Origin of the sequence: Streptomyces sp. NPDC058279 (assembly GCF_042881255.1) — a bacterium.
In the GTDB taxonomy this organism is placed as follows: domain Bacteria; phylum Actinomycetota; class Actinomycetes; order Streptomycetales; family Streptomycetaceae; genus Streptomyces.
The window spans coordinates 64,886-80,882 of sequence record NZ_JBHVYA010000024.1 but is presented as its reverse complement, the minus strand read 5'-3'; the positions used below and the strand labels follow the sequence as shown (position 1 = coordinate 80,882).

11 protein-coding genes and 2 pseudogenes are annotated in these 15,997 nt (G+C 68.8%); 3 read left to right on the top strand and 10 right to left on the bottom strand.

The window, feature by feature from the left end; all coding sequences use genetic code 11:
* Positions 1 to 250: 250 nt before the first annotated feature.
* Positions 251 to 1,843: a hypothetical protein gene (locus tag ACFVXJ_RS29400; protein WP_389666276.1), complete on the bottom strand. Its 1,593-nt coding sequence runs from the start codon at positions 1,841 to 1,843 to the stop codon at positions 251 to 253.
* 529 nt (positions 1,844 to 2,372) lie between these two features.
* Positions 2,373 to 2,699: a hypothetical protein gene (locus tag ACFVXJ_RS29395; protein ID WP_389666275.1), complete on the bottom strand. Its 327-nt coding sequence runs from the start codon at positions 2,697 to 2,699 to the stop codon at positions 2,373 to 2,375.
* 360 nt (positions 2,700 to 3,059) lie between these two features.
* Between ACFVXJ_RS29395 and ACFVXJ_RS29390 the strand changes: the two genes are divergently transcribed.
* Entirely contained in the window at positions 3,060 to 3,197 is a 138-nt protein-coding gene (locus ACFVXJ_RS29390) for a hypothetical protein (protein WP_389666273.1), read from the top strand.
* Positions 3,198 to 3,207: 10 nt separating this feature from the next.
* Here the strand turns inward: ACFVXJ_RS29390 and ACFVXJ_RS29385 are convergent.
* The 4 genes and pseudogenes from ACFVXJ_RS29385 to ACFVXJ_RS29370 all read right to left on the bottom strand — a co-directional run.
* A pseudogene (locus ACFVXJ_RS29385) lies at positions 3,208 to 3,551 on the bottom strand (transposase); the annotation flags it as partial.
* Between the two features lie 73 nt (positions 3,552 to 3,624).
* A complete protein-coding gene (locus tag ACFVXJ_RS29380; protein ID WP_389666271.1) occupies positions 3,625 to 4,353 on the bottom strand; it encodes a dienelactone hydrolase family protein in 729 nt (242 codons plus the stop codon).
* A 342-nt stretch (positions 4,354 to 4,695) separates the two neighbouring features.
* Positions 4,696 to 5,109, bottom strand: coding sequence for a VOC family protein (locus tag ACFVXJ_RS29375; RefSeq protein ID WP_389666269.1), 414 nt, complete (start codon positions 5,107 to 5,109; stop codon positions 4,696 to 4,698).
* Positions 5,110 to 5,445: 336 nt separating this feature from the next.
* On the bottom strand, positions 5,446 to 5,664 hold the full coding sequence (locus ACFVXJ_RS29370) for a hypothetical protein (RefSeq protein WP_389666267.1): 219 nt from the start codon (positions 5,662 to 5,664) through the stop codon (positions 5,446 to 5,448).
* Between the two features lie 230 nt (positions 5,665 to 5,894).
* Here ACFVXJ_RS29370 and ACFVXJ_RS29365 point away from each other — a divergent pair, with 230 nt between their 5' ends.
* Positions 5,895 to 6,971, top strand: a complete 1,077-nt coding sequence (locus tag ACFVXJ_RS29365) for a helix-turn-helix domain-containing protein (protein ID WP_389666265.1) — start codon at positions 5,895 to 5,897, stop codon at positions 6,969 to 6,971.
* Positions 6,972 to 7,638: 667 nt separating this feature from the next.
* Here ACFVXJ_RS29365 and ACFVXJ_RS29360 read toward each other — a convergent pair.
* From ACFVXJ_RS29360 to ACFVXJ_RS29345, 4 genes and pseudogenes are all read right to left on the bottom strand, one after another.
* Entirely contained in the window at positions 7,639 to 7,860 is a 222-nt protein-coding gene (locus ACFVXJ_RS29360; protein WP_389666263.1) for a hypothetical protein, read from the bottom strand.
* A 180-nt stretch (positions 7,861 to 8,040) separates the two neighbouring features.
* Positions 8,041 to 8,997, bottom strand: coding sequence for a hypothetical protein (locus ACFVXJ_RS29355; protein ID WP_389666261.1), 957 nt, complete (start codon positions 8,995 to 8,997; stop codon positions 8,041 to 8,043).
* Positions 8,998 to 9,690: 693 nt separating this feature from the next.
* A complete protein-coding gene (locus ACFVXJ_RS29350) occupies positions 9,691 to 10,149 on the bottom strand; it encodes a hypothetical protein (RefSeq protein WP_389666260.1) in 459 nt (152 codons plus the stop codon).
* A gap of 75 nt (positions 10,150 to 10,224) precedes the next feature.
* Positions 10,225 to 14,790: pseudogene (locus ACFVXJ_RS29345) on the bottom strand (ricin-type beta-trefoil lectin domain protein).
* 764 nt (positions 14,791 to 15,554) lie between these two features.
* Between ACFVXJ_RS29345 and ACFVXJ_RS29340 the strand changes: the two are divergent.
* On the top strand, positions 15,555 to 15,974 hold the full coding sequence (locus ACFVXJ_RS29340; RefSeq protein WP_389666258.1) for a helicase associated domain-containing protein: 420 nt from the start codon (positions 15,555 to 15,557) through the stop codon (positions 15,972 to 15,974).
* The last annotated feature ends 23 nt before the right edge of the window (positions 15,975 to 15,997 follow it).

Here is a 15,997-nt window from a genome sequence, read left to right as displayed (position 1 = left end):
GAACGGGGCTATCCAGGACGGCTCCGACGCCGTGATCACACCAGCCACACCAAGATCATCTCACCCGTGATCAGCAGTTTCGGGACAACCCTTAGCAGCGGGGGTAGGGACTTGTAGTCCCTACCCCTTTTTCTCGTGGGCTCGGTGGGGAACGCTCGGCACCGAGATCCGGCGGACGAAGAGTCATGGAGACCCTTCGGCGCTCACGCCCCGTCGCAGCGTGAGACACGCGCGCTTGTTGGTGTCGGTGTTAGGCCATGCCGATGAGGCGGGCGAGTTCCTGGCCCAGCGTGTTGAGAGGGCCGAGGTACTCGGGGGCGATGAGAGAGGGGAGTAACCCGACCGCTTGGGCGAGCGTCGGTGTCCGGACTTGGTACCAGTGGACCTTCCTGGTGGTGGTGCCCAAAAAGACGGAGTCGAAGTCACGGGTCACTCCATGGCTGACGACCGTCCTCACTCTTCTTTGGCAGCATCCCAGGAGGAGCAGCCCGACCAGGGCGCTGAGGAACATGCTCAGCAGGGAGGCGCTCCCGCGGCGGATCTCGGTGAACGCGCTGCCGACGACGATCGCCCATGCGACGGTCGCCACGAGGACGGTAAGGCGGCGTGGAGACCGCACTGTCGCCAGGGCGTGGCGCCCGAGCGCCCTTGCGGCGGGGGCGGTGGTCTGCCTGATGCGCTGTGCCTTGCGAACTGCGGGCGAGCGGGTCTGCGTCGGCCGTGATGGCGTGTGGTGGGCGTCCGGGTTGTCGGGGGCGTCGGGGGGTTCAAGGGTCTCGACCTGCCTGGTCAGCGAGTTGTCGGGGGTTGTCGGAGATTCGCTGTCGGCAGTGTCGACAACCTCGCCAGCGATGGTGTGCGAGTCGAAGGGGACACGGTCGCCGTCATCCACCAGACGCCAGCCGAGCGCCTGCCGCAGACGGTAGAGCTGGTCGTGCTCCTCTTCGAGGATTCGCTGAATCTGTCCGATCGCTCCGTCGACATCGTGGAGGACGTCGACGGCCGCGGTCTCAACGCGTGCCACGGCGCTCTCGGCGGCCACGGAGCCGGCCCTGATTTTTTCGATCTCCTCCTGGAGCGCTGCGATCCTGCGGTTGGCGTGCTCGAGCATCTGCTGGGCGATGTTGCGCTCGGTCTCGGCCTTGTCCCGGGCACGGAGCAGTTGGTTCTCTCTGGCCTCGGCCTCCTCGATCATGGTGCGAAGGCCGGCGATCTGGGCAGCGTCCGGTGCGTGCTGCTCCATGGCGGTGCCGAGTTGCTGTTCGAGGCGGGCGATGTGTTCGAGGTGGTCGTGTTCCCTGCCGATCATGACGAACAGGAGCAGTTCGAGGCGGTGGTGGCTCTCGGTGGCGATGAGCCGGGCCTCGTACATCTGGTGGATCTTCTCGTACGCGGCGATGAGGCGCTGGTCGGAAGAGGCATCGACGGGAAGGGTGGGACCGTCGGGCACTTCGACTATGGGGGCGTTTCGTCGCGCGACACCGCGGCCCGTCTTGCCGCCGCGGCTGGCCTCCTCCCATCTCGCCCAGAGCCGCTTGACCTCCCGCTGCCGTTCGTTCATGGTGACCGCGTCCGGGGAGCAGATCTGAACGACCGCGCTGACGAACTCCCAACTGGGGGCGACGCCGGCGAAGCGACTGTAGAGGGTGTCGAGTGACGGGATCCGACCGTCGCTGAAGTGCTCCGGCACCAACTCTTTGTGGAATGTCCCCACTCGCAGCCCCGAGGCGTCGAGCCATCGGCGCATCGCTTCGGCCAGGTCGTTGGCCTCCTTCGTTTTGCCTTTCAGCTCTCCCCACGGCGCGCCGGGACGGCCCCCTCCGCCGCTGGCGATCTCTCCCATGTACCCCCCCTTGGACGACAACCCCTTGGATGTCGGGCCCCCACCGGGGGTTGTCGTGCCGATAACCCTGCGTCGCTTTGACCGGGACCCTCGCTGACCCACTGTCATACCAGCTGCCCGACCGGGGAGTACCCCAGTAGCCCAATCGAAGGCGAGACGACCGTGAAAAACCGTCCGAACCAGCGCCGCAATCACCGGCCGACAGTGGAGACCCACGTCGGTCTCCGGCCCAACCGGCTCGTCCTGGAAATCGTCAGCGCTGTCGCTGCCACCGCCACCAGCACCCTGCTCGCATGGGCACTTGCCCACCTCCCCTGGTAACTGGGCGGCGTTCCGCCCTGGAGCGGACTGGAGCTCGGCTCAAGAGCGTCACCCAGAGCTCACAGACGCGTTTTGAGCCCCGTTCGGAGGACGGTCACCGCGACCGTCCTCCACACCCACACACCGGCAGCGGTCAACAACCAGCCGTTGTCACCCACCGCACGATGCCTCCGGGATACCAGCCCCCGGCCGCCTAATCCCCACCCCCCTACCGCCCGACCGGGCCGGAGCTGGTGGCGGCGCCGGCCGTAACGGCGTCGGTACGCCAGCGGGTCAGCTCCGTGCAGCGGATTCCGCCTCCGGGGTGCCACTCCATCACCGGCCCGACCGCGTCCCCGTGCTCGGCACACCAGCCCACCGGGACGACTCCGCCGCAGTCGTGTCGCTTGCACGCGCACGCCTCCCCCGCGCCCGCGGACACCACCCCGTGGCGTTCCACGCCGACCGAGCCGACCGAGGCGGCGCCCCGCAGGCCGGTCAGCCAGGCCAGGGTGAGGCGCAGGCCGCCCGAGCCGGAACGGAACCGGTCGATCACCCGCACCGGGGCCCGCAGGCACTACGAAATGGCCGCCTTGATCCTGCCTACGGCGTGAGTGCCGTGGTCGGGCATGAAGATCGTCACCCGAACCCGATCCGGAGGCCCGGTACAGCCAGAAGGTCACCGCCGCCGGACAGCGGGACTGGATCGGTTACCGCGACCACCAGACGAGACCTGCGTCGAAACCGGTCCCAAGATGACCGCCCAGGTGACCACTCGGCCGGCGCCGGAGCTGTCAAGCCCCGAGGTGTCGTGCCATGACACGCCTCACTTTGCGGGGGCTCAATGGAAACGCGGGGCTCATCCAGGACAGGTAGCCCGGCACTCACCCATGATCCTCTTTCAAGGAGCAGCACCATGATCCGTATCCGAATCCCGCGTCTTGCTGCGCTTGTCGCCGACACTGTCGTCTTCTACGACATGCGCCAGCTACCGAACCTCATCGCCGAACGGCAGACGGCTCTTCACCAGGCACTGCCCACCCACAAGTTTTGACAATTGCTCAGCTCCAAGTCGAGAAGGGCAGGCTGTGCTCGGCCGGCTTCGACTTGGCGATCTTCTTGATCTCCCGGCGTTCCAGGAGGGTGAAGGTCTTCGTCCTGCCGCCCTTGTACTTCGGGTAGAGCGAGTCGAAGCCATCGGCGTTGAAATTGTGGAGCACGTCGCGAACCCGGTCCGCACTGGTGAAAACGACTTCGGCGATCTTCGCCAGGTCATGCCCTGCGCTGACAGCAACACCATCTGAGCCCGCCGCCAGGCCACCACCGAACCGGTGCCGCACCGCACGATCCGCAACAGCCGGGCACCCTCGTCGTCATCGATCTCGCGCACTTGCACCCGCTCGACCATGCCGAACAGTCTGGACCGAGTGTGCTGGCCGGAAACGAGTTCCGGCCCCCACGCCGAGCACTGCGATCTCGTGTCAGCTCAGGTGCCGGGCGAAGAAGCGCAGCGAGCTGTCCACTTCGAACGACGGCACGTCCCCGTGCTTGCCGGGGTTGGCATGCAGTGTCTTCTCCGCCGAGGCCAAGGCATCGAACAACGCCAGGCTCTGGTCCCGCGAAACCATCTGGTCGTCCCACTGGACCAGGAACTGCACCGGCACGGTGATCCTCGCGGCGTCCTCGGCCAGCCCGTGCACACCGAGCAGACCCAGCACCGCGGCGCGGATCCGGGGCTCTGCAGCGATGAGCGGGATGCCGAGCCCGCAGCCCATCGACATGCCGCAATAACCCGCCGGACCAACGCCGACCTGGTCGAGTTGCTGGACCGCAGTCAGGACCGCCTGCCAGTCCGCGACAGCCTGACTGGCCAGATAGGTGTGCATGCCGGCGACAAGCGCGCCCGGGTTCTCACCGGCGGCCATGCCGGCCCGCATCCGGGCCGCGATCCGGCCGAACTCCTCGTCCTTGGGCCGGTCACCGTGGTTGGGCGCGTCGATCGCGACGACCGCGAAACCCTCGGCAGCGAAGCGGCGCGCACGGGACACGGTGCCGGGGGACGTTTTGTGCAACCCGCCGCCGTGGCCCAGCAGAATCAGGGGACGAGTGCCGCAGGCGTCTTCCGGCGTCCACAGCACGCCGGGGATCTCGTCAAGGGTGAAGAACTGTTCGGTGACGCCGTCCGACGACGTCTGGGAGGTGAAGCGCATCAGCGTTTCAAGCCTTTCGGGATGCCTTGTGCGGGCGCTCCCTAGACCATGCAAAGGAGGGAGCCCCGACCTGTCGCAGTGTTGATCGGTCTCACCTCCTCAAATTCGCAGTGGTGCACGGCGACGCCCACGGTATCACCAAGATCATCACTCGCGCCCCCGCGGGGCGAACGTTGCCTGATGCGGCCCTAGCTCCAGCCGTACATCGTGATCTTCGTGAATGCCTCGCCCTGCCGGCCCAGCCCAGCCGCTCGCCGAGCGCGGCGAGGCCCGACGGCCACACGTCGGGCCTCGGACCTCGCGACGGGGGCTCGTCGCGGACGGACCCCGCTGCTACGCCTCTTACGCCGGCGCGCTACCAGCCTGCTCGCGCAGCGCCAGCCACTCCTGAAGCTCGATCAGATTCCCTTCCGGGTCCTCCAGGTACGCGACCCGTATCCGGTCGCCCATCGGGCCCGGGTCCCGGGTGAACTCCGCCCCCCGCGAGGTGAGCTCGGCATGGGCGGCGTCGAGGTCGTCCACCCGCAGCACCACCAGCGAGCGGTATCCCTCCGGCTCCGCCCCCAACCGCCCCAACACGCCGGCCATCTGCGCCCGATCGTGCAACGCGATCGCGGCGTGTCCGGTATCGGGGCTGAGCTTGGCGTACGGGCCGCTCTCGGCCTCGAACTGCGGCTTGAACCCGAGCACGTCCCGGTAGAAGCGGTAGACGGCAGGGAAATCGGACACCAACAGGCGTATCTGGGTGAGTTCCATACTGATCTTTCTAGCCCAGTTCCGACTCCGGTTCCGGCTCGATCGCGATCTTTGAAGAGCCCCGCCGGAGTTCAGCGACGCACACTCAGAGGAAGGGGGGTGGCGTCATGGGTGACGCCACCCTTGCGTGGGGCGTACTGGACGAGACGCGTGGTCGGTTCCTGAACCAGCCGCGGCGCCGGGGCCCGTCCTGCTGCGCGGCATGACGCGCTCGCGGGCCTCGCCAGTCTGGCGGTCGGCGATGGACTGGTCGACGCCGTAGGAGGCACCCGTGCCCCTGCCGCCACCGTCCGCGCGGGAGGCAGGTTCGCTGGCGAAACGGCGCTGCACCCGCCTTCATTCACTGTCACGGCGGCGCGTGCGGTGATCCCGTAGGTTCGTCCACCAGGTGAGCCGGTCCGAGGAGTCCTGAGGGAAGACGCTCTGCAGGGATGTCGCGGCAAGGACCAGGATCAGGCAGATCACGACACCCCACCAGGGAGCGCCGGCCATCGTCGCGGCCAGGCCGCTGGCCGCCGCGACGGAGGCGGGGACCAGGTTGGAGGACACAGCCATCGTCAGACCTCACTTCGCTCACATGTGCGATCCGCCTCTTGCGTTCGCTGAACTCAGCCTTGAGCCAGGACAGACCGTGCGGGAGTGGGAAGAATGCGTTCCCCGCGAACTGGCAACACCGCCCCTCTGCTGCCTTCTCCGCGAAAGACGTTCCCGGCCTGTCACGGCTGCGTGACAATCAGTCAGTGCGCCATCGGGCGCAGGCCTTTGACGTCCGAAGGGAAGCGGGCATGGAAGAGTCCCCAGAGGTGCTCGCCCCAGGAGCCGCATACGCGGCCGCGCTGCGCGAAGCGGTCAGCGAGTTCCTCACCTCGGGCGGGACGCAGACAGAGATCGCCAAGGCGCTGCACTGCTCCGCATCCTCCCTCTCGCGCTACTTGAAGGGCGAACGGGTCATGCCCCGGGAGTCGCTGCGCGCCGTGCAAGCCTTCCTCGCCGAGCGGGGCACGCCCCTGTCTCCCGACGTGTGCGCGGAGCTGGACAGGCTGTGCGGGCAGGCCCATGCCGCCAGCGGCGCCCCCGCCGTCAAACTCGCCCAGCTGGAGGAAGACATCCGGCGCCTGCGGGCGCAGCACCAGCAGGCCCAGCAGGTGTCCGACGCACGTATCGGGTTGCTGGAGGAGAAGGCCGACCGGCTCGCCTCGCAGCTGGACGCAGCCCTCGAACGCGCTCGCACGGCCGAGGGCGCGGCCGAACTCCTCACCGCCCGCGGCCAGGAACAGGACGAGAGCTTGCGCCATGCCCAGGAGTACATCCACCAGGTCGAGGCGGAACTCACCGAACAGCGTGAACAGGTGCGCCTGCTCCAGCAGGAAGCCGCGGTGCTACGCGCACAGAACCGCCGGCTCATCGAGGAGCAGACCGCCGGCGTTTCCGGGGTGTCAACGCAGGCCGGCAGCCCGGGCGCGGCGCATCAGCAGGCCGGCGCGACCTCGGACGGCGGCCACAGCACAGCAGACGTTCTCGGCCGGGACGAGGATCCCGGCACGGCACCGGCAGACGGCCGGAGCGCGGCCCCGCAGCCCTCGCCCGCCGGCCCCGACTGGATGTGGCGGTCCACAGCGGGCGGTGTCGCCGCCGGTCTGACACTCGTCATCCTCGCGTTGTTCAACCACACCCCCGGCCCGATCGCGACATCGCAGCCGACCACCGCCGGCTGGTGGTTCATCGGCACCGGGCTGACCACCCTCCTCGGCTCCCTGGCAGTTCTCTTCATCCACACCTACAAGAACAGCGAACCCGCCCCCACCGACACACCACCCGACACCACCGACCACGACATCGCCTACTACCAGCCACTGGCCTGAAATAACGCTACGTTTCCGAGCTGCGGTGGCTCGCCATCGGGCGGAACAGTGCAGCACCGCGCAAGTTCATGGACGGGGGTTGGCCTGGGCTGTCCCGCGTCAGTGGATTTGGCCCCGATCTCGTCCGGGACAGATTTCGGTGCACGCCGCCTGCGGCGTGATCAGGACATGACGGCGGGGCCCTGACAGGTACCGGGCCGGGGGCGAACCGGGCGGCCTTATCAGGTCACGGCCCCACCCGGCGGTCCGGCAGGCATCGATCCGTCGTAAGAGACGGTCGAGCAGATCAGGCAGCCGGGTGGCGCCGTCGCGGTAGCGCAGATCGGTAATCGCGGCCAGCCAGCCGCCAGGACCTGGTCCCCTACCCGTAGTCGGTGGGCGGCACGTCCACCGGAACGCGTCCCGCCGGGACCCCGGTCGGTCTGCTGCACGTCGAGCTGCTCACACATGACGGTGCGGGCGACCCACTGGAACCCCGAGGCGCCCACCAGCCGCACCACCAGCGGGGAGGGGTACCCGCCCAAACCCCTCCCGGAGAGGGTGTTCGCGAGAGCGATGGCCGCCTCGCGCTTGTGGGGGGTCAGTCCGCGGAGCGCGCCGCCCCCGTCGGACCCTGTCCGGCGAGGGCGGCGCGAATCGAACAACGGTTTACGGGAGCGAGCGTGCGTCAGCCCTTGGCGATCGCCATGCCCAGGAAGATACCGACGATCAACGCGGCACTACCGGCGCCCATCACCGCCCAAGTTCCGCCGTGGGCGGCGGTGAACGTGGAAGTCATCCCCGCCTGCGTGGCGGCCTGCGTCGCCTGCGAACCGGCCATGGAAGCCTCCTGGACGGCCAACGCCGTCTCCAGCTTCTGCACCTTGCTCTCCAGCTCAGATGTCTCCACCGTCAACTTCCCCTCTCGCCTGTGCCGGCCGATTCCGGCATCAACCCCCATCCCTTCCCCACCCCCGCCAAGCTGTCGCGGGCACAGAACGGGAGCACCCGATTGCCGAACCGAGCAGACCGGCCCATCCCCTGAGGCTTCCTCGGGGCCTCGCAGGCGATCGGTGAAACCGGGCGCGGGTCAACCGCCCGTCGGTGCCACCCGCTGTCCGGCCAGGAACGTGCAGCGCATTCCGCCTCCGGGGTGCCACTCCATCACCGGCGAGGCCGCGTCCCCGTGCTCGGCGCACCAGTTGACGGGGACGACGCCGCCGCAGTCGTGCCGCTTGCACACGCACGCCTCCCCCGGGCCCACGTAGGCCACCGCGTGGCGTTCCACGCCGACCGAGCCCGCCAAGGCGGCGCCCCGCAGGCCGGCCGGCCAGGCCAGGGTGAGGCGCAGGCCACCGGCCCCGGACCGGAACCGGTCGATCACCCGCACCTCCCCCAGCACCGCCAACGGGTTGGTACCGGGCGCGTTCAGCCGGCGCAGCGACGCCCCGAACTCGCCGGCCGCCAGCTCGGCCACCGTGTCGGCGTCCGTGTCGGTGGACCAGCCGGACAACACGTCCTCCCCCGCCGGGTCGTCGGCCAGAGTCAGGTGTGGGTCGTCGAGGCGGAACCGGTGTGTGGCGCCGTTGGGGCCGGCCAGTACCAGTGAGGCGACCGTGGGCCCCGTGGGGATTTCGATCTTGTCGTGCGCGAGGAGCCAGGCGACGACCGCGTGGCGGTCGAACTGCGGGTGCACGTCCGTGCCGGCCACCGGGTCGGGGAAGTCGCCGTGTCGGCGGCGCCAGTTCACCACCGTCGCCCGGCCCACCCGGGCGATCCGCGCCGCCCCCGCCAGGAACACCCGATCACTGCCCGGGGCGACCGGGCGGAGGCCGGCGAGCGGGGAACGGCGGCCCGCCGCCACCGTGCGCACCGCCCGCCAGTCCACCGAGGGGCGGACCACCTCCAGGAGCGCGATGTCCTCGGCGTCGTACAGGGGGATGGTGGTCACCCCGCCGTGGCGCTTGTAGTCGATGTCCACCGAGCCGACCGGGGACAGCCATCCGAGCCTGACGACCTGGTCGAAGTCGACACGGCGGACGCCCAAGCGCACCGCAGCCTGGTCCGGGCCCAGCGGCACGTGCCGGTCGAGCAGGGTTGGCAGGTCCCCCTTTCTGCGTCTTGGCCGCCCGGACTCCTACGGGCGGTTCCGAAGTATTGCGCGGCCTTACGCAGGGTGGTGTACTCCGACTCAATCCCTTGGCCATCGACAGCCAGTTGCTCGGTGATCGCCTGCTCGCCGTCCTTGCCTTGGGCTATGGCCAGCGCGATCGGTCCGGTGCCTGCTGCGTAGCGGTCGATGTATATCCGGTACTGCGGTGTCTGGTGGACCGCGTTGGCGTCCATGAAAGCGTTCAACAACGCATTGCCGCTGGCATCGAGCGGCCCCTGGTCCCGCCTCCAGCTGAGCGCAACTGCGGCGATCACTTGGTTCGTACAAACGCGCGCCGGTGTGTTTTCTGCGGCGGCCGCGGCGCCAGCGCTTGACGCCGGATCATGATCCGGTACACCGCTTGAGCAGCGGGCCGCCAGCAGCAACGCGGCGATGACCAGCAGGGTGGTTCTGCCCACTCTTCCCCTCCAAGTGGTACGCCCGCTGTGGGCACAGGAGATCATCCTGCCGGAACACCGCTTCGGCCGTCGATGATTTGGGTCGGCATGCTGCGGACCGTACGTGCGGCTCAGAGCAGCCGAAACGGTCCGCCGGAAAGACCGGCGGACCGTTTCGCAGATGTGCAGGTCAGCTCGCGGCGGGACTGAACGTGGGCCGCAGTGCTGGTGGCAAGTCGGAGACCTGACCGAATACCAGGACGTAGTCCGGATTCATGTTGTCGTTCTCCAGAGTTGCGATGATCCCCGCCGTCAAGAGGATTCTGATCAACGCACTTTGCATGTGGAGGCCGACCATTCCGGGATAACGGACGGCGTGTGCATCAGGAGAACTCCGTGAGACGAGAGCGTCCACAGCGGCTTGGAGCGGGCCGGCGTCACACCTCCAGCCCACGGATACGGCTGCCGAGGCCGTCTCGGCATCGGTATCGACGTAGACGACCGCGCCTGCCTGGTCCGGGCTGTCGGACTCCCCGTCGCGGAAGGCTGGCAAGCCGGCGCGCTGAAGTGCCTGGACAACCAGGTCGGCTAGCTCGATTCGAATGGCGACCACGTCGTCAGCGGCACGGGTGAACCCGAACTCAGTCATGATGTTTCTTCATTTCTCCTGGTGGGGCGTGGTGAACCTCGCGAGGAGGTCCAGCACACACCCCTGTTACGTTCGCTACTGCTCTTCGGATCGGCTGAACCCAGACCTCCCCCCGAATGCGCGGATCATGCTGTAAAGGAGATCGCCTGAACCCGGTCCGTCGGGGACGGACCATGAGATCGGAGTACCCGATGGCAGGGCGTCTTCCAGCATGGGGCCACACGCCGGGCAGGGACTGCGCTCGCTGTACAGTTCGGTGATCTGAGTCGGCTTGAACCCCTTGGCGGTCAGCTGGTCCAGGATGTGGTTCTCCGAGTGGTAGCCGTTCCCCTTGCTGAAGCCGACCACAAGATCACCGGTCTTGGGGTCATTCCACCCGGGGACCCTGGCGACCGCAACATTCCGGCCGGTGCTGACTCCGGATGCGATTCTGGCCTTGTACGCCATGCGGCTCAGATCGGTGCTGAGGTACGCGATCATCCCCTCACAGGGATTGACCCCTTCCACGGCAGCAGCGCGGAAAGCCGCAGTCTTGCGCTTGGTGCATGCATCCATCAGACCGCGGAGGGCCCTCGCCCCAATGCCCTCGATGGCGGCCTCGGTCAGGCCCAGGTTCCGCAGGGCCTTGTAGGCATCCGCGACTCCGATGCCGGTTCTCGCCGCAGCATCGGCCGCCTTGACGGCGTCCGCAATGGGCTTGAGGATCTTGCCCGAGAACAGGAGCGCAACGTCCACCGCCGCCCAGGCACAGCCGCCCCAGCTTCCACGCTCAAATCCGGAAGCGAACTTCTGGCCGCACTTGATCCAGCTTCCGAAGAGGATGTCCACCGGGTCGACGCCCGCCTGGTACTCGGCAATCGTGATGGTATGGGTGACCTCTTGGGACAGCTCGTCGGTCGGGAACTGACCCAGGTAGATCGTCTCGCTTGAAGGACACGTGGACTTCGACGGGTCCAAGACCGGGGCCGTGCACAGGTACAGGTCGAGGAACGCCTTGTAGCGAATCTTCACGGTCATCGTGCAGTCGCCCTTGTAGAAGAGCGCGTCGATCCAACCTTCGCAGCCGGCCGTCTTCTTCAGGGTCTCGGGCTTGCCGATCTGCTCGGTGCGATCCATGACGTAGAACATGTTGCCGATGGACCCGCCGGCACCGTCAGGGACCGTTCCCGTTTCGATCTGCTTCGCATTGGCAGCCTTCTCCGCCCGGTCGGCTGCTTCCTGTGCCTCCTTGGCGTACTTGTCGGCGTCCTGGGCCGCCTTTTCGGCTTCGGTCGCGACGGTGGCGGCACGGTCGGCCGCGGCGCGGGCGGTCTTGGCGTCCTGGTCGGCCTGGGCAGCTGCGGCCCGGGCTGCGGTCGCGTCCAGCGCGGCCTGGTCGGCGGAGTCACGGGCTGTCTTGGCATGGCCCTCGGAGCGTCCGGCCGCCTGATCGGCTGCTACGGCGTCCGCCGCGGCCTGGCTGCCGTATTCGACGCTGCGGGCCAATGATGCGGCGGCCAGTGATGCCGACTTCGCGGCGTCGGCGGAGTAGCCGAGGGCCTCCTTGGCGTAGGTGCGGGCGTCCGAGGCGTAGCCGGCGGCGGTGGCTGCGTGCTGGTAGGCGGCCTTGGTGTCGTCCTGCGCCTGGTCGGCGAGGGCCTTGGCCGCAGCGGCCTCGTCCTGGGCGTTCTTGGCGTGGGCGTCGGCGACGGCTTTCTGCTGCTCGGCGATGGTCTTCGATGCCTGGCCGGTCAGCACGAGCAGGCTCGCGGCCGAGTCCGTGGTGGCGTAGGGCGATCCGAGCTGGATGGCGTCGTTCGCGGGCTTGGCGACCTGCGCGGCGGCCTTGCCGGCGTCCACCGCGGCCTGGGCGGTCACGTAGGCGTAACCCGCCGCCTTGGCGGCTGCGGTCTTGGCCTTGGCGGCTTCCTCTTTGGCCTTGTCCGCCTGGGATGTGGCGGTCTTGGCCTGCCCGTCCGCCTCGTTGGCCAGGGCGACGGCCGCCCTCGCCTCGGATGCGGCGTGCTGGGATGCGGCAATCGCGTCCGCGGCGGCGCTGGTGGCGGTCCTGACCGCGGCGTCCGCCGCCAGTTTGGCGGCTTGGGCGGCGTCGGCGTCGGAGCGAGACCGCTTGGCGGCCGCTTCGGCACGGGTGGCTGCCGCATCGGCGTCCGCGGCGGCCTGGGTGGCGGCGTTGGCCTCGCTCCTCGCCTTGCCGGCTGCCGTCTCGGCGTCGGTTGCATACTTGTTCGCCTCGTCGGCGGCTGTGCGCGCGGCGGTGGCCTCCGAGCCCGCGTCAAGGGAAGCGGCGTAGGCGGCCTTGGCGTCCGCCTTCGCGCGCGCGGCGTCGGCCTTCTGCTCCGCTTCCCAGGCGTCGTCCCGTTTCGCCTTGGCGTTGTCCCGGGCCTTGACGGCGCCGTTTCTGCGCTCGACCGCGGTGGCTTCGGCGGCTTCGGCCTTGCCCTTGGCGTCCCTGGCCTTCGTCGCCTCGGCTTCCGCGTTCCTCTTGTGCCCTGCCGCCTCCGCCTGCTTGGCGGCGGCGGTCTCTATCTCCTGCTTCGCTGTGGCCTCTTCCGCCTCGGCGGCGAGCCGCTTGGCGTGGGCGTTGGCGGCTGCCGCCTTGGCGTCGGCCTCCGCCTTCAGCGCGTCGCCCAGCTTGGACTTGGCGGTCTCGGCGTCCTTCTTGGCGTTGTCCCGGTGCGTTTTGGCCGCATCCGCGGCCGCCTTGGCCTGCAGTTCGGCGGTGTGCGCGGCCTCCCGGCGGAACTCCGCCTTCGCCTGCGCCGCCTGCGCCAGCGCGCGCTGCGCGATGGTCTCGCTGTCCGCGCCGGAGGCACGAGTAGCCGCCTCGGCGGTCTCGCCGGCCTTCACCATCGCATCCAGAGCGGCTACCGCACCCTTGGTGACCTGAGCCTTCTGCTGGCCCACCAGCAGACCACGGCCGCGCGGCGCACCAGCTGTGTCGGCGATGGCGTAGGCGGCCTGCTCGGCGGTGTCACTGGTGGCGGCGGCCTTCTTGGCAGCCGCGGCCTGCGCTTTGAGGACGTCGAGTTGCTTCTTCGCCCCGGTCTGGGCGTCGGCGACGGCCTTCTTCGCCCTGTTGAATTCGGCTTGCGCCGGGACGCTGCCGCTGCCGGACGGCTTGATGTCGAACTGCTGCGGGCCGGACCCGTTGCAGTCCCACAGCCACGAGTCGTTGCCGTTGTCATAGGTGTGCAGGTCCAGGCACTTGCCTGTACCGACGTTCTTCAAGCTCGTGGTGGCGCGCAGGTTGTACTCCCAGGTCTGCGCCGGGGAGCTGTTGCACGTCCAGACCTGGATCTTGGTGCCGTTCGTCGGGTCGTTGTTCGACACGTCCAGACACTTGTAGTTCCGGTTGCGCTAGTGCAGGCCGTGGTCATCGCCGTAGACCCACCACTGCTGCGCGCCCGTGCCGTTGCACGAGTAGACCTGTACGGGCGTGCCGTCGACGGCTCCGCTGTTCTCGACGTCGAGGCACTTGCCGTTGGCTGCGTGGACCTCGATCACGGCCGTGTTGTCGCCGACCGTTCCCGCGCCGCCGGGGGACCAGTAGTCCTGGAAGCGGGCGGCGTGATCGGCCACCCAGGAGTGCCCCAGCATCTCGCCCAGGGCCTTCGCACCGGTGGTCAGGGACTGGGTGGCGTCCTTGTTGGCAGCCAGGATCTGATTCCGCTGCACCTGCTGAGAGGTGATCTCCTGCTGCCACTCGCCTGCGGCGGTGTCGGTGATACCGGCGAGGACCTTGTTCGGGTCCATCGGGTCGCGCCAGGCGCAGGTGGCGAACCGGGACTTCAAGTCCTCGACCGCGATGCGGTACTCCGCCGTCCCCGCCTTCGGCGCCGTACGGGGGAAGCCGCCGGAGGCCAGGAACATGCGGGCGTTGTCCGCGCCCGTGGGCTCCGCCGACCACTCCGTCAGAGACTTGAACGCATCGCGTTCCGCGAGCGCGCGCTGCCACTGGTCCGCAGGAGTGGTCTTCGGGTCGGGTTCCTTGCCGTAGAGCGGCGAACCCAGGCTTTTCACTGCCGTGACGGTCGGCCCGGCCGCCTTGGGGGTGGGGTCCTGGTAGAAGTCGCTCTCCGAGGTCCAGAACCGGTCGGCGGTCCACTGGATCAGGCCGGTCTGAGCGTGGAACGACTGCTTTCCGTCACCCGGAGAACCCGGAGGCCGGTGGAAGTCAGCGTCATTGATACCCGCCGGGGTGGTCAGGCCCGCCAGTGGCTTCTGCCACGAATCACGCAAGGAGTTCAGGGCCGTCAGGGCGCCGTTCGCCGTGTCCCGGTCCTTCTGGTAAGCCGCGGCGAGCGGAGTCTGCTCCCAGTGATTGCGGTCCGCCAGCACGTGGAGCTTGTCCTGCGGCTGATTGAGGCCGTCCTGGGCGACCTGCGCCATGGCCGGGCCGCCCAGCCGCAGCACGTCGGCCATCAGGCACTGGTCCTGCCGCCACTGCTCGGCGGCGGTGTCGTCGAGCCAGTCGTACGAGCTGCCGGCGGCGCCGGCGCGGAGTTTGGTGTTCCCGAGCACCGCAGGCTGCACGGCGAGACCGCCCAGGACGGCCAGCGCCACGACTGACGTCAGGACCGGTTTGAGGAGGGCGGATCTACGCGATCCGGGCGGGAGAAAGGCGGGTTTTACGCGCAAAAGAGCATTTCTTCATGGCAAATAGGCAGGCGGGGAGCACACAGGAAGCGTTCGAATCAGCCCGCTGTCGCAAGACAGCAGCAGGTTGCACCCGCCGAGGCAGCAGTCTTGAAGAACCGATGCCGCGACATGATCAATTAGTCCCCCCATAGCGACACTGTTCCCCCCGGCCGCCACTGACGCGTGCGACGGCGCACCGGGTCAGGGCTGCCATCCACACGGTGATCACCTTACCGACGGTTAACCTGGACATGCCAAGGCAAATTTGAGGCAATGTCGCGCCTCTACGCGCCGGAAACGCCTGGCGTGCGGTGCCCGGGAGCGCATTGCGGACCGGCCGGTAGCGCCGATCGGCAGCGTCCGGCTTCGCCAGCGCTGAAGCCGGTGATAGCCGTTCTCGGGCGGGCCGGACGCGATCCTGGGAACCGCTTACGCGGCTGCTGCCGGCTGCTCGGCGTCCCGACGATCGCCGAGCTGACCGCCTCTGGTCTGCTGGAGTCCCTGCCTGCCGAGGCGTCCCGCCTGCGGTTCACGGATGCGGGCCGGACGCTGAGCGGTGCCGCCAGGTCCTCGGCGGGGATGTCGCGTGGCGGGCGGCGATCTCGGCGCCGGCGGCGCGGATCTCCCCGCACCGCGTACTGACCCTCGTCACCGCCCGGGCCAACGCCGAACTGGCCGACGCCGAGCAGTAGTCGCCACCAATTGCCATCCCCCTACTGGCGGACGCTCTAAACGCGCATGCGACGCCTTCGTCATCACGGCCAATGCAGTGCTGCACTCCCAAAGCTGAAGCCACCCTGAACGACATCGTCCCCGGCGTCACGGTCCGGGGCGAGGACATCGGCCGCTGGCTGGCCACCCAACGCCGCGACTGGAAGCTGCTCGGCGACGAGCAGCAGACCCGCCTCGCCCAGCTGGGCGTGACGCCGGCTGCGGAGCCGGCCGCGCCGGGGCGGCCGCGCCGGGCGTCGGGTTCGGCGTTCGAGCGGGGCGTCGACGCCCTCGCCCAGTACGCGGCCCGCGAAGGACGCGTCGTCGTCCCCCGCACGCACACCGAGGAGCTGCCGGACGGGACCCCGGTGCGGCTTGGGGTCTGGCTGTCCAACACCCGCACCCGCCGCGACGGCCTCACCCCCGAACAACGCGAGCGCCTGGCCGCGCTCGGCATCGACTGGGCCCGGTAGGGGCCGGCGGTGTCGGATGGCAT

Bases quoted from the DNA above. Each gene is read 5' to 3' on its own strand.
- ACFVXJ_RS29400 (WP_389666276.1), bottom strand. From the start codon at position 1,843: ATGGGAGAGATCGCCAGCGGCGGAGGGGGCCGTCCCGGCGCGCCGTGG.
- ACFVXJ_RS29390 (WP_389666273.1), top strand. From the start codon at position 3,060: ATGATCCGTATCCGAATCCCGCGTCTTGCTGCGCTTGTCGCCGACACT.
- ACFVXJ_RS29380 (WP_389666271.1), bottom strand. From the start codon at position 4,353: ATGCGCTTCACCTCCCAGACGTCGTCGGACGGCGTCACCGAACAGTTC.
- ACFVXJ_RS29375 (WP_389666269.1), bottom strand. From the start codon at position 5,109: ATGGAACTCACCCAGATACGCCTGTTGGTGTCCGATTTCCCTGCCGTC.
- ACFVXJ_RS29370 (WP_389666267.1), bottom strand. From the start codon at position 5,664: ATGGCTGTGTCCTCCAACCTGGTCCCCGCCTCCGTCGCGGCGGCCAGC.
- ACFVXJ_RS29365 (WP_389666265.1), top strand. From the start codon at position 5,895: ATGGAAGAGTCCCCAGAGGTGCTCGCCCCAGGAGCCGCATACGCGGCC.
- ACFVXJ_RS29350 (WP_389666260.1), bottom strand. From the start codon at position 10,149: ATGACTGAGTTCGGGTTCACCCGTGCCGCTGACGACGTGGTCGCCATT.
- ACFVXJ_RS29340 (WP_389666258.1), top strand. From the start codon at position 15,555: ATGCAGTGCTGCACTCCCAAAGCTGAAGCCACCCTGAACGACATCGTC.